8 protein-coding genes are annotated in these 13,670 nt (G+C 71.8%); 3 read left to right on the top strand and 5 right to left on the bottom strand.

What is annotated here, in order from left to right; translation table 11 throughout:
- The first annotated feature begins 28 nt into the window (after positions 1-28).
- The 3 genes from ACP4E5_RS36965 (at position 29) to ACP4E5_RS36975 (ending at position 5,103) form a co-directional block, all read left to right on the top strand.
- Complete coding sequence (locus ACP4E5_RS36965) at positions 29-2,080, top strand: beta-galactosidase (protein WP_425836596.1); 2,052 nt, start codon at positions 29-31, stop codon at positions 2,078-2,080.
- A gap of 117 nt (positions 2,081-2,197) precedes the next feature.
- Positions 2,198-4,231: an RICIN domain-containing protein gene (locus ACP4E5_RS36970; RefSeq protein ID WP_425836599.1), complete on the top strand. Its 2,034-nt coding sequence runs from the start codon at positions 2,198-2,200 to the stop codon at positions 4,229-4,231.
- A 50-nt stretch (positions 4,232-4,281) separates the two neighbouring features.
- Entirely contained in the window at positions 4,282-5,103 is an 822-nt protein-coding gene (locus ACP4E5_RS36975; RefSeq protein WP_425836602.1) for a class I SAM-dependent methyltransferase, read from the top strand.
- 10 nt (positions 5,104-5,113) lie between these two features.
- Here ACP4E5_RS36975 and ACP4E5_RS36980 read toward each other — a convergent pair whose 3' ends face one another.
- Genes ACP4E5_RS36980 through ACP4E5_RS37000 form a run of 5 tightly spaced genes read right to left on the bottom strand, consistent with a single transcriptional unit; the run spans position 5,114 to position 13,032 of the window.
- The gene (locus tag ACP4E5_RS36980; RefSeq protein ID WP_425836604.1) at positions 5,114-7,423 is read right to left on the bottom strand and encodes a sulfatase-like hydrolase/transferase; all 2,310 of its coding nucleotides are present in this window, start codon (positions 7,421-7,423) and stop codon (positions 5,114-5,116) included.
- Positions 7,424-7,452: 29 nt separating this feature from the next.
- Positions 7,453-9,633 (bottom strand): dipeptide ABC transporter ATP-binding protein, encoded by a 2,181-nt coding sequence (locus ACP4E5_RS36985; RefSeq protein ID WP_425836607.1) that lies wholly within the window; start codon positions 9,631-9,633, stop codon positions 7,453-7,455.
- Positions 9,630-10,484 (bottom strand): ABC transporter permease, encoded by an 855-nt coding sequence (locus tag ACP4E5_RS36990; protein WP_425836609.1) that lies wholly within the window; start codon positions 10,482-10,484, stop codon positions 9,630-9,632. Before ACP4E5_RS36990 ends, ACP4E5_RS36985 begins: the two co-directional genes overlap by 4 nt.
- 8 nt (positions 10,485-10,492) lie before the next feature.
- On the bottom strand, positions 10,493-11,437 hold the full coding sequence (locus tag ACP4E5_RS36995) for an ABC transporter permease (RefSeq protein ID WP_425836612.1): 945 nt from the start codon (positions 11,435-11,437) through the stop codon (positions 10,493-10,495).
- Between the two features lie 2 nt (positions 11,438-11,439).
- Positions 11,440-13,032: an ABC transporter substrate-binding protein gene (locus ACP4E5_RS37000; protein ID WP_425836615.1), complete on the bottom strand. Its 1,593-nt coding sequence runs from the start codon at positions 13,030-13,032 to the stop codon at positions 11,440-11,442.
- Positions 13,033-13,670 lie beyond the last annotated feature (638 nt).

A 13,670-nucleotide genomic window follows, 5' to 3' on the forward strand; every position in this document is an offset into this window, starting at 1 on the left:
TCAACTCCGCATTTCTGGAAGGACGTGCATGACCGCCCCCCTCACCTCCCGCTTCCCGTACGCGAAGAGCTCGGACGGCACCCGGCGCCTCGGCTACGGAGCCGACTACAACCCCGAGCAGTGGTCGCGGGAGGTGTGGGCGGACGACATCAGGCTGATGCGCGAGGCCGGAGTGAACGTCGTCTCCCTCGCCATCTTCTCCTGGGCGCGGCTCCAACCCACCGCCGACGTATGGGACTTCGGCTGGCTCGACGAGATCATGGACCAGCTGCACGCGGGCGGCATCGGCGTCGACCTGGCCACCGCCACCGCGTCGCCACCGCCGTGGCTCACCGCCGCGCACCCGGAGATCCTGCCGGTGACCGCGAGCGGCGAGACGCTGTGGCCGGGCGCCCGCCAGCACTGGCGGCCCACCTCACCCGTCTTCCGCGAGCACGCCCTGAGCCTCGTCCGCAAGCTGGCCTCCCGCTACGCCGACCATCCGGCCCTGGTCGCCTGGCACGTCAACAACGAGCTGGGCTGCCACAACGTCTACGACTACTCCGACGACGCGGCCCGCGCCTTCCGGACCTGGCTGCGCCGCCGCTACACCACGCTCGACGCCCTCAACGACGCCTGGGGCACGGCCTTCTGGTCCCAGCGCTACAGCGACTGGGAGCAGCTCCTTCCGCCGCGGCTCGCCGCCTCGCACCCAAACCCGACGCAGCAGCTCGACTTCAAGCGGTTCTCCTCCGACGCGCTCAAGGACCACCTGCTGGCCGAGCGCGAGATCCTGCGCGAGCTCACCCCGGACACGCCCGTCACCACCAACTTCATGGTGATGCCCGGCACCAAGGGCATGGACTACGCGGACTGGGCGGGCGAGGTGGACTTCGTCGCCAACGACCACTACGTCATTCCCGGCCCGCAGGACCGCGACGAACTCTCCTTCTCCGCCAACCTCACCAGCGGCATCGCGGGCCACCGGCCCTGGTTCCTGATGGAGCACTCCACCAGCGCCGTCAACTGGCAGCCCGTCAACCTGCCCAAGAAGCCGGGGGAGTTGGCCCGCGACTCGTTGCTGCACGTCGCGCACGGCGCCGACGCCGTCTGCTTCTTCCAGTGGCGGCAGTCGGCCGCGGGCGCGGAGAAGTACCACTCGGCGATGCTCCCGCACGCCGGTGCCGACAGCGAACTCTTCCGCTCCGTCGTCGAGTTGGGCGGCACCCTCGACGCGCTCGCCCCGATCGCGGGAAGCGTGCGCGAACCCGCCCGCGTGGCGATCCTCTTCGACTGGGACTCGTGGTGGGCCGGCGAGCAGGACTCCCACCCCACGTCCCGCCTCGACTACCACCGCGAGGCCCTCGACTGGTACTCGGCGTTGCTGCGCCTCGGGGTCCGCGCCGACGTGGTGCCCGCGCACCGCACCGACCTGTCCGCGTACGACGTCGTGATCGCGCCCGTCCTGCATGTGGTGCCGCAGCCGCTCGCCAAGGAGCTCACCCGGTACGTCGAGGGCGGCGGCCACCTCGTCACCACGTACTTCTCCGCGATCGTCGACGAGAACGACCACGTGTGGCTCGGCGGCTACCCGGGCGCCCTGCGCGACGTCCTCGGCATCCGCATCGAGGAGTTCGGGCCGCTCCTCGACGGCGACACCGTCGACCTGGACAACGGCACGACCGGCAGCCTGTGGACCGACCGGATCTCCGTCACGGGCACGGACGTCGAGGTCCTCGCCGGCTACCGCACCGGTACGTACGCGTCCCGTCCGGCCGTCACCCGGCGCGGCACCGGCCGCGGCTCGGCCACGTACGTCTCCACCCGCCTCGGCGTCGACGGCCTCGCCGTGCTGCTGCCCGAGCTGCTTGCGCCCGCCGGGGTGCGCAGTGAACTCCCGGATCATGCACGGGGGTTGGTGGAGGAGGTCGTGCGGCGCGACGACGGGCACCGGTACGTCTTCCTGGTCAACCGGAGCGACGAGCGGGTGGCGCTGCCGGGGCTGCCCGGCGACGTGCTGGTCGGGCCGGGGGACGGGGGCGAAGGGCTCGTCCTGGCGCCCCGTCAGGTCGCCGTTCTAAGGCAACCGCTCTCCTCCTGAAGCCAATCGGCCGCCCTTCAGCCCATCAGTCGCCCCGGAACTACTCGGCCTTCCTTGGAACCACTCCGTTTCGGCACCACCAACACCCCACTCACACCACGACGTAGGGAGCACACGTTGGCGCGCTTGACCCGCAGACGGTTCATCGGCATCGCCGCGGCCACCGCCGCGGCCGCGGGAACCCAGCTCTCGGCCGCACAGTTCGTCGCCGCGGCAGGCACCGCGGCGACGGTCACGGTCACCCCCGACCCCTCGTACCAGCAGGACCGGTTCGAGGGGTGGGGCACCAGCCTCGTCTGGTTCGCGAACGCCACCGGGCACTACCCGGACGAGATCCGCGAGAGGATCGCCGACCTCGTCTTCGGACGGGACGGCCTCGCCCTGAACATCGCCCGCTACAACATCGGCGGCGGCAACGCCCCCGATGTGCCTGACTACTTGAGGGCGGGCGGCGCCGTCGAGGGCTGGTGGAAAGCGCCCGAGGGCACCACCCGCACCGACACCGACTGGTGGGACCCAGGCAACGAGGACCACTGGAACAAGGACGCCGACGCCCGTCAGCGCTGGTGGGTCGACCGGATCAAGAAGGACATCACGCACTGGGAGACGTTCTCCAACTCCCCGCCCTACTTCATGACGGTCAGCGGCTATGTCTCCGGCGGCTTCGACGCGTCGAAGGACCAGCTGAAGGAGGCGTCCGTCGACGACTTCGCCACCTACCTGGCCGGTGCGACGCGGCGCCTGGAGAAGGCGCACGGCATCAAGGTGAAGACCGTCGACCCGTGCAACGAGCCCAACACCGCTTACTGGGGTACGACGTTGGGAGCCGACGGCGATCCGACCGGCGGCCGTCAGGAGGGCTGCCACATCGGCCCCGGCCTCCAGCAGAAGATCGTGCCCGCGCTCGACGCCGCGCTGAAGAAGGCACGGACGACAGCCGTCGTCTCGGCGATGGACGAGACCAACCCGACGACCTTCGTCACGAACTGGACCAGTTACCCGTCCGACGTGAAGAGCCACGTCGCCCAGATGAACGTCCACACGTACGGCACCGGGGGCCGCACCTCCGTCCGCGACCTCGCCAAGGCCGACGGCAAACCGCTGTGGATGAGCGAGGTCGAGGGCGACTGGGGTGACGGACAGTCCTTCACCGACATGCGGCCCGGTCTCGGGCTCGCCCAGCACATCGTCGACGACCTGCGGGAACTGGAGCCCAGCGCCTGGGTGTTCTGGCAGCCGGTCGAGGACCTCGACAACATGAAGCCGGGCGGCGAGTCCGCCAAGGGCGGCAACTGGGGCGAGGTCCAGGTCTCCTTCAGCGCGGGACCCGACGACACCCTGGAGACCTGCCCCGTCCACACGAACACGAAGTTCGATACCGCGCGGAACTTCACCCACTACATACGGCCCGGCGACCACCTCATCAAGGTCGACGACACGAGCAGCGCCGCGGCCGTCACCCGCGGCGGCAACGGCGCCACCGTCGTGCACGTCAACAACACCACGAGCACCCGCACGGTGACGCTCGACCTGTCGAAGTTCGCGACCGTACGCCCGGGCGCCACCGTCACCCCCGTCGTGACCAGCGCGGACGGCAAACTGGCCGAACAGGCGCCGGTCAAGGTGACGGGGCGTACGGCCACCTTCACGGTGCCCGCCCAGTCGGTCACCACGTTCGTGGTCAAGGGCGTGTCCGGGGTGGCGAAGGACGCCGCCGAGCTGCGCCAGGGACGCAGCTACCAGCTGACGGGTGTGCAGAGCGGCAAGGCCCTCACCGTCGCCGACGGCGGCGACACGCTCGTCATCAGGTCCGCGGCGGGCGCGGCCGGTCAGCGGTGGCGGCTCGCACAGGTCGGCGGGGACGGGCCCGCGAGCCGCAAGCGGCACGTGTTCACCAGCGCCGCCGACGGCAAGCGGCTCGCCGTCCGTGACGGTGCGGCGGTCGTCGAACCGGACACGGGCGAGCGCGATCCTGCCGCCCAGTGGATCGTGTCGACCACGGGCGACGGCACGTACACCCTCGTCAACGCGGGCACCGGCCGCCTCCTGGAGGTCGGCGGGCAGGCCACGAACGACGGCGCGCCCGTCGGGACCTGGCAGCCCAACTCCGGCGCCAACCAGCGGTGGAGGGTCACCGATGTGACGTCCTGATGCCGCTTCACGTGCCGCGCACCGCCCGACGCGGGCGTACCGTGCGGCACGTGACCGACACCGACCGCGAACGCCTGCGCGGCACCTTCACCCAGGACGCCGAACGCTACGACCGTGCCCGCCCCGGCTACCCGCCCCGCATGTTCGACGACCTCGCCGAGCACGCGGGGGCGGGGCCGGGGTGCCGCGTCCTTGAGATCGGGGCCGGTACCGGCAAGGCGACCGTGCCGCTCGCCAAGCGCGGCTGCCAGGTCGTCGGCGTGGAACTGGGCGCCGAAATGGCCGCCGTGGCGCGCCGCAAGCTCCCCGACGCGACCATCGAGGTGGCGGCCTTCGAGGACTGGCCGCTGCCGCCCGAGCCCTTCGACCTGGTCCTCGCCGCGACCTCCTTCCACTGGATCGACCCCGCCGTCCGCATCGTCAAGAGCGCGGACGCGCTGCGCCCCGGCGGCACCCTCGCGACCGTCTCGACCCACCACGTCGCGGGCGGTACCGAGGACTTCTTCGCCGAGGCCCAGCACTGCTACGAGCGCTACGACCCGACGACCCCACCGGGCCTGCGCCTCACCCCCGCCGCCGACATCCCGTACGACAGCCAGGAGGCGCCGAACCGGAACGTCGACCAGGGCAACGCCGCCCTCCCCGGCGCCGACCGCTTCGCACCGCCCGTCTTCCACCGCTACGAACGCGAACTCACCTTCGCCACCCCGGACTACCTCGATCTGCTGCGCACCTTCTCGGGAACCCTCGCCCTCGCCCCGGCCGCCCGCGCCGGCCTGCTCGACTGCATCGGCACGCTCATCGACACGCGCTACGGCGGCCGGGTCACGAAGCGCTACCTGACGGAGCTCCGCCTCGCGACCCGACGGTAGAAGGGCCCCGCTACTCGAACGCCGCTGCCGCCTCCTTCAGCGCCCGGCCCACCGCCTCCGGGGAGTCGGGCCCCGGCGGGCCCGGGTCGTAGGTCACCGAGCGGAGGGAACCGGTGTAGCGGAAGACGCCGTGGCGCTCGTGCAGCGGCCAGGACACGGGTGACTTGCGGTCCACGCCGACGCTGATGCCCTGGAACGGCGCCATGCCGATCAGCTGGTGGACCGAGGGGGTGCCGGCGCGCTCGACGCCGTCGACGAAGAGGGTGAAGCGCCAGCGCAGGCCCGGTTCGGCCGTGGCGGTGAGCAGGACCGTGCGGGCGCCGGGTGGCAGCGGGCCCGCGTCCGTCTCGCGCAGCGCCCCGTACTCGTTGTACGCGAAGCGCAGCCGGCCGCCCTCGACGTACAGGCTGTAGCCGCCGCCCTGGTCACCGTGCGACACGAGAACGCCGCTGTCCCCGGCCTCGTACGCGGACAGCTCCACCGTGACCGTGAAGGAGCGGAAGGCGATCAGGCGTGAGGAGCGGTAGCGCTCCAGTTCCGGGGTGCCGGGCAGCAGTGTGACCGGGCGGGCGAGGCGTGCTTCCGCGGGGCCGCGCAGGGCGAGGGCGCCCGAGGCGTCGGGGAGCGGGAAGACACCGTTGCGCCAGGCGGCCGCCTCCCATGCCGCCGACAACTCCTTGACGACGGACGGGTGTTGGTCGGCGAGGTCGTGGATCTCGGTGGGGTCGGTGCGGATGTCGTAGAGCGCCCATTCGGAGTCGTCGTAGGGCGTGCCCGGCCGGTGCAGGGTGACGAGTTTGTGCCCGTCGCGGTAGTAGCTGCGATTGCCGGTCATCTCGCAGTACTGCTCCGGGTGGGTGCTGTCGGCGCCCGGATCGGTGAGGACGGACGCGAAGCTGGTGCCGTCCTGTTCCTGGACCCCGTCCACCGGGCGCTGGATTCCCGCGAGTTGGAGGAGCGTCGGTGCGATGTCGGTGACGTACTGGTACTGGTGGCGGACGCTGTCGTCCCCGGCGGAGCGGGGCAGGCCGTCCGGCCAGGACAGCAGGAACGGGACCCGCACCCCACCCGCGTACGTGTGGCGCTTGTAGAGCCGGAAGGGGGTGTTGGACGCCATGGCCCAGCCGCGCGGGTAGTGCACCAGGCTGCGCGGGCCGCCGATCAGGTCCGGGTCGCGGGCCACGTCCACCGGCCAGTCGGCGGGGAGGCGGGGGTGGTGGGCGAACCGGCTGAAGTAGCTGCGGCTGCCCTCGGCGCCGCCCTCGCCGCTGCCGCCGTTGTCGGAGGTGAAGACGATGATGGTGTTGTCCAGTTCGCCGAGCGCCTCCAGGGTGTCGACCAGGCGGCCGAGGTTCTGGTCGACGTTGTCGACCATCGCCGCGTACACCTCCATGTAGCGGGCGTAGAGCCGCTGTTCGTCCGGGGTGAGCGCGTCCCAGGCGCCGACGTCCGCGCCGTCCTCGGTGTTGCGGTCCGGCAGTCCGGTGTCGTCCGGGAAGAGGCCGTCGGCCTTCTGCCGCGCGAAGCGTGCCTCGCGCAGGGCGTCCCAGCCGTCGTCGTAGCGGCCCCGGTGGCGGTCGATGTCGGCCTGCTTCGCCTGGAGCGGGGCGTGCACGGCGTTGTGCGCGAGGTAGAGGAAGAAGGGCTTGTCCGGGTCGTGGGCGCGCAGCGACGTCACCATGCTGATGGCCTGATCGGTGATGTCGTCGGTGTAGTAGTAGCCCTCGGGGAACGCGTCGATGTCCAACGGCGAGTTGTCCCGGACCAGTTGGTGCGGGTGGAAGAGGTTCGTCAGCCCCTCCAGTACCCCGTAGTACTGGTCGAAGCCCTTCTGCAGCGGCCAGTTGGCGCGCTCGGCCGCCGCGTTGGAGGACGAGTCGCGGGACAGGTGCCACTTGCCGACCGCGTACGTCGCGTAGCCGGAGTCCCGCAGTGTCTCGGCGAGCGTGGGGAAGTCGTCGGCGATCTCCATGCCGTAGCCGGGGAAGCCCGGGTCGGAGTTGGCGACCATCGCGTAGCCGACCCGGTGCGGATTGCAGCCGGTCAGCAGCGCGGCGCGGGCGGGCGAACAGAGCGGCTGGGTGTGGTAGTTGGTCAGCCGGACGCCGCGTTCGGCGAGCGCGTCGAGGGTCGGCGTGGGGACCTCCGCGCCGAACGGGCCGATGTCGCTGTAGCCCATGTCGTCCAGGTAGACGACCACGATGTTCGGCGCGCCGGCCGGGGGAGTGCGGCGCTCGGGCCAGGCGGGCCGGGACTCGGCGAACGTGCGGCCGATGCGGCCGGGGAAGTTCGCGTACGGATCACGACGGGGAGCGGTCATGTGGGTCCTTGAGGTGGTGAGGGGCTCGGTCACGCGGCGGGGACGCGCGGCGCCGCCGTCGGGACCGGCTCCGGTGCCGCCGCCAAGAGCGCCTGCGTGTACGGGTGTTGGGGCCGCTCGCACACCTCGTCCGCGGGCCCCGTCTCGACGATCCTTCCCCGGTGCATGACCGCGATCCGATGGCTGACCTGCCGTACGACCGCCAGGTCATGGGCGATGAACAGCAGGGCGAGGCCGAGGTCGCGCTGGAGGTCGGACAGCAGATTGACGATCTGCGCCTGGACCGACACGTCGAGCGCGGAGACGGGTTCGTCGCAGATCAGGACGGACGGCTCGGGGGCCAGGGCGCGGGCGATGCCGATGCGCTGGCGCTGGCCACCGGAGAAGGCGCGCGGCAGCCGGTCGGCGGCTCCCGCGTCCAGGCCGACCAGCTCCAGGAGTTCGGCGACGCGGGCCCGGCGGGCCGTGCGCTCCGGCTGGAGGCCGTGCACCAGCAGCGGCTCGCCGACGATGTCGCCGACCGTCATGCGCGGGTTGAGCGAGGCGTACGGATCCTGGAAGACCAGCTGCACCTCGCGGCGCAACGCCCGCAGCGTCGCGCGAGAGGGCCGGGTGACGTCCGCGCCGCGCAGCGCGATCGTGCCGGCGTCAGCCGGATGGGCGTGCGCGAGCAGCCGGGCCAGGGTGGACTTGCCGGACCCGGACTCACCGACGACCCCGAGCGTCTCACCGGCATGCAACCGCAGCGAGACGCCATCGACAGCAACGAGCGACTGCCGCCTCCCACGCCCCCGAAACTCCTTGCGCAACCCAACGCCCTCCAGCAACGGCGCGCCTTCCGCCCTGCCGCCGAGCCCGCCCAACTCCGCGCGGCCGACGCGCGGTGGGGACTGGTCAATCAAGCGGTTGGGGTCGGTGCGCGGCGGGGTCCGGTCATCCAAGCTCTTGCGGTCAGCGCGCAGCGAGGACCGGTCAATCAAGCCCTTGCGGTCGGCGCGCGGCGAGGACCGGTAAATCAAGCCCTTGCGGTCGGCGCGCGGCGAGGACCGGTAAATCAAGCCCCTGCGGCGATTGAGCAGCGGGGTCCGGGGCGGAGCCCCGAGGCGTGCGGGAGTGTCGACCTCCAACGGACCGTCCGGCTCGGTATCGTGCCGGGCCGGCACGGCAGGCCCACCGCGTCCCTCCGGCACACCCGCCGCGTCGCCGGACCCCACCCGGTCCGGATACCGGCACGCCACGAGATGCCCACCCCCCGACCCCGCCTCCAGCACCGGCACCCCGTCCCCGCACCCCGCGGCAGCGAACCCGCACCGCGGCGCGAACGCGCAGCCGGTCACCGGCAGCGAAAGGTCCGGCGGGACGCCGGGAATCCCGGTGAGCCGGGTACCGGACCGCGCGGACAGCCGCGGCACGGCGGCGAGGAGCCCGCCGGTGTACGGGTGGCGGGGCCGGGTGAGGACCCGGTCCGTGGGGCCGTCCTCGACGACGGAGCCGCCGTACATGACCAGGACCCGCTCGCAGGTCCGGGCGACGACACCCATGTTGTGGGTGATGAGGACCAGGGCCGTGCCCGTCTCCTCGTTGAGCCGGGTCACCAGGGACAGGATCTGCTCCTGCACGGTGGCGTCGAGCGCCGTGGTCGGCTCGTCGCCGAGGAGCACGTCCGGCTCGTTCGCCAGGGCCATCGCGATGAGGACGCGCTGGCGCTGGCCGCCGGAGAACTGATGCGGGTGGTCGTCGAGCCGGCGCCGCGGATCCGGGATGCCCACCAGGCCGAGAAGTTCCTCGGCGCGGGCCCGCCGCGCGGCGCGGTCACCGCCACCGTGCGCCCGCAGTACGTCGTCGAGCTGGGCGCGGACGGAAAGCACCGGATTGAGCGAGGTCATCGGATCCTGGAACACCATCCCGATCCGGGCGCCGCGCACCGCCCGCAGCTCCCGCTCGCCCGCGGTGGTCAGTTCGGTGCCGTCGAGGCGGACGGAACCGGCGGCGATCCGCCCCGCGCCGGGCAGCATCCGGGTCAGCGCGAGCGCGGTCGTCGACTTGCCCGAGCCGGACTCACCGACCACGGCGAGGGTCTCGCCGCGCCGCACGGTGAACGACACGTCCCGTACGGCGTGCACGGTCCGGCCGTCCGGGGCAGGGAAGTCGACGCTGAGACCGCGCACGTCGAGCAGCGGCGGGGTCGGCTGTGTCGGCGGGGGTGTCATCGGCGGATCTCCCGGTTCAGGGACTCGGCCAGCAGGGAGAGGCCGAGGACGAGGAAGGTGACGGCGAGCAGCGGCCCGGCGGCGAAAGAGGGGGACTGGGCGAGATAGGGCAACGCCTGATTGAGGATGCCGCCGAGCGTCGGCGCCGGCGGGCGGACGCCGACCCCGAGGAAGCTCATCGCGCCTTCAAGGAAGACGGCGACGGTGAGCGAGACGGCGATCTGCACCACCAGCGGATCGGCGCAGTTGGGCAGGATGTGCCGCAGTACAAGTCGGGCCCGGCCGGTGCCGCCCACGCGCGCGGCGACGGCGTAGTCGCGTGTCCGCTGGACGAGGATCCCGGCCCGCAACTGCCGCCCGAACACCGGGACTTCCGCCAGCGCGATCACGATGATCACGGGCAGGCGGCCGGGTCCGAGCACGGCCGTGATGGTGAGCGCGAGGATGAGACCCGGGAAGGCGAGGAGTAGGTCGAAGGCCCGCTGCACCACCGTGTCGAGCACCCGGTGGGCCGCGGCGAGCAGCGCGACGGCACACCCGAGCAGCGCGCCCAGCGGCACCGCGAGGGCGATCACCGCCAGGTCGGTGCGGATGCCGTACAGCACCCGGCTCAGCAGGTCGCGGCCCAGGTCGTCGGTGCCGAGCGGGTGCCCGGGGCTGCCGGGGCCCGCGAGCGCCTGGCCGCTCTGCGCGGTCGGGCCGTACGAGGCGAGCAGCGGCGCGAGCAGCCCGGCGAGGACGACCACGCCGATGAGGGTCAGGCCGATACGGGCGCGGGTGGAGGCGAGAGCGGCGACGTAGGGATGTGCCGGTCCCGGCCTCCGCACCCGCGGAAGGGACAGTGTGGTCATGGCAGCGGTCACTCCCACCGGATGCGCGGGTCGAGCAGGGCGTACAGCAGGTCCGTCAGGAGTTGCACGAGGACGAAGACCGCCACGAGGAGCAGCAGCAGGTCCTGGACGACGGGGTAGTCGCGGCGGGTCAGCGCCTGCTCGGCGAGCTGGCCTAGCCCCGGCCAGGCGAAGATGGCCTCCACCAGGACGGCGCCGCCCAGCAGATGGCCGATCTGCATGCCGAGCAGGGTGACGACGGGCGGCATCGCGTTGGGCAGCGCGTGCCGCCACAGCAGCCTGCGCGGTGACACACCGGCCGCCGTGGCGGTGCGGACGTAGTCCTCGGCGAGCGCCCGTTCCAGGCCGTCCCCGAGGTAGCGGCCGAGCACGGCCGCGCTGGGCAGGGCGAGGCACAGGGCGGGCAGCAGCAGGTACTGCACCTCCAGGTCGGGCGCGTCGAAGAGACCGATCCGGCCGCCGGCGGGCAGCACGCCGAGCCCCACCGCGAACACCAGCACCAGCAGCACGCCCGTCACGAAGGGCGGCACGGCGAGAGCCGCGGTGGTCAGCGCCCGCACGGCCGCCCGCACCGGGCCCCGCCGCGAGGTCGCGCCGAGCACGCCGAACAGCAGGGCGAGCGCGACGGTGAAGAGGAGGGCGCCCAGGGTGAGTTCGACGGTGGCGCCGAGCCCGTCGCCGATCAGGTCGGCGACCTCGCCGCCGATGGCGTACGAGGGGCCGAGGTCGCCGCGGAGCAGATTGCCGATCCAGGTCGCGTACTGCGTCAACAGAGGTGTGTCCAAGCCGAGTTGGCCGCGGATCGCGGCGACGGAGGACGGGCTCGCGTCGGGTCCGGCGAGTACTTCGGCGGGGTCGCCGGGGACGAGTCGCAGGATGGCGAAGATGAGGAAGGAGGCGAGGAACAGCACGAGGAGCGCGGAGGGCAGCTTCTTGAGGAGTTGGCGAGTCATCGTCACACCAGGTACGCGTCGTCGAGGTCGAGATACGAGAACTTCGTGAGCCGCGGCCCGTGCAGCTCCTTGGCGGCGACCTGCACCGCGCCCTGGACGGCGAGGTCGATGATGAACGCCTCGTCGAGCAGCAGGTCCGAGATCTTCTGGTACCGGGCGAGCGCCTCGGCCCCGGCGGGATCCTTGTACCGCCAGGCGTCCTGGACGGCCTCCGTGTACGCGGCGGAGCGGTAACCCGAGGTGTTCTTCGCCTCGTTGAAGGGGTACGCGCTGACGGCCAGCGTCGCGGGCTGCACCTGCGCGAAGCCGTGGCCGTTGATCCAGAGGGTCGGCATGGTGCCCGAGATCAGCTTCTTCTGGAACGACGCCGGATCGGAGGGCTGCAACTCGGTGCGGATTCCGATCTGTTGGAGGTCGTACTGGACGATCTCGGCGATGGAGGTGTGCAGTGGCGTCGTCGGGTGGCCGAGCGGCAGGGTCCGCTTCGTCGACGCGCCGGAGGCCTTCAGGAGCTGCCTGGCCCTGCCGGGATCGTGCGTGTAGTGGGTGCGGTTGGCCTCGCTGTAGGCGGGCGACGAGCGGGGCCAGGGCGCTGCGGATGCCAGGCCGTAGCCGCCGAGGGCCTGCTGCACGACGCGGTTACGGTCGACGGCCCAGGCGACGGCCTGCCGGAACTCGCGGGAGTCGGCCGGCTCGTGGTGCACGGAGGCGCCGACGTACACGGCGCCGTTCCCGGTGTCGTACTTCTTGATCGTGAAGTTCGCGTTGCTCTGGAGGGTCGCGAGGTGCTTGCCCGACACGTGGTACGAGAGGTGGACCTGGCCCGAGCGCAGCGCGGACAGCAGGGCGTCGGGCTGTGTGTAGAGGCGCAGTTCGACGGCGTCCAGGTAGGGCCGATCCGGTATCCAGTAGTTCTCGTTGCGGGTGAGGGCCAGGGAGGTTCCCGGCCGCCACTCCTTGAAGCGGAACGGGCCCGTGCCGTTGAACTTGGTGCCCTTCACGGCCTCGTCGACGGTGTGCCGATCCGTGATGATCATGAATTCGAAGAGGTCGAAGAGATTGCTCACGGGGTGCGCCAGCTTCAGCACGAGTTCGTGCTCGCCACGCTTCTCGAACCCGGTCACCGTCTTCGCGGTGGCCGCCAACTGGGCCGAGCGCTCCGGCTTTTGGAGGTTCTGCACGGCGAAGACGACATCGTCCGCGGTGAACTTCCGGCCGTCGTGGAACGTCACGTCGTCCCGCAGCTTCAGCGTGACGCTCTTGCCGTCGGCGGCGTACTCCCATGAAGTGGCCAGCTCGGGGCGGGGTTCGAGCTGGTCGTCATAGCGGATCAGGGTGTTGTAGAGCAGCCGGTGCTGGATCGACTCCCCGCTCTGCGTGTACAGCAGCGCGGGGGTGAAGTCCTGGTTGATGCCGATGGTCAGCTTTCCGCCGCGCTTCGGACCGGCCGCCGCCGCGTTCTCCTGCGCGGACACGGCCGAACGGCAGCCGGCCAGCCCGCCGCCCGCGGCGAGAAGGAGGGCGCCGGCGCCGGCGGCGCGCAGGGCGGTGCGCCGCGACAGCGGATCCGGGGGCGGGAAGGGGCGTGTGCGCATGGCGGGGTACCTGTTCGTTTCGCTGCGGCAGAAGGGAGCGACCCGTGCCGGGGTGCGGCGTACGGAGGGCGCGGGCGCGCGCTCAGCGGTACGACCGGCGGTACGTCCAGAGGCACGGGAAGGGGCGGGCCACGGGCGGGGCCCGGAGTGATCAGAGGTGGGTGCGGGTCAGCGGCGGACGGCACAGATCGCGCTGGCCTGTCGACAGAGGTCGACGTGCCGGCGGCAGACGAGGCGCAGCGGGTCCGGGATCACGCGCAGCACAATGGCAGGGGTGCGCGCAGGGGTCAACAGCCCTTCGTGCACGCGGAGTTGCGGGCATGAATGAGGTGTTGCGGCCGCATTGCAGCAAGCTTGCGGCACGCTGCTGAACAGCGGATTCGTCGCCGGATCCGTGACCCTGAAGAGAACCGCGGCCGGTCCAGCATGTGGGAACACATGTCGCGCGCATTGCAGGGTCGTGAAGCGGTCCGGCGGAGCCTTGACCGGCTCCCGGGCCGCTGGCCAAGCTCCTGTTCATGACCGCGACGACGACGCAGCTCGTGACGCGGCTCCACGTCGACCTGGAGCGCCCGGCACCGTTCACGTGTCCGTGCCGCTGACGCTCGCGACCCGCAGCTCCCTCTCTCTTGTGCCCG

This window comes from Streptomyces fractus (assembly GCF_049844455.1).
GTDB classification, from domain to species: domain Bacteria; phylum Actinomycetota; class Actinomycetes; order Streptomycetales; family Streptomycetaceae; genus Streptomyces; species Streptomyces fractus.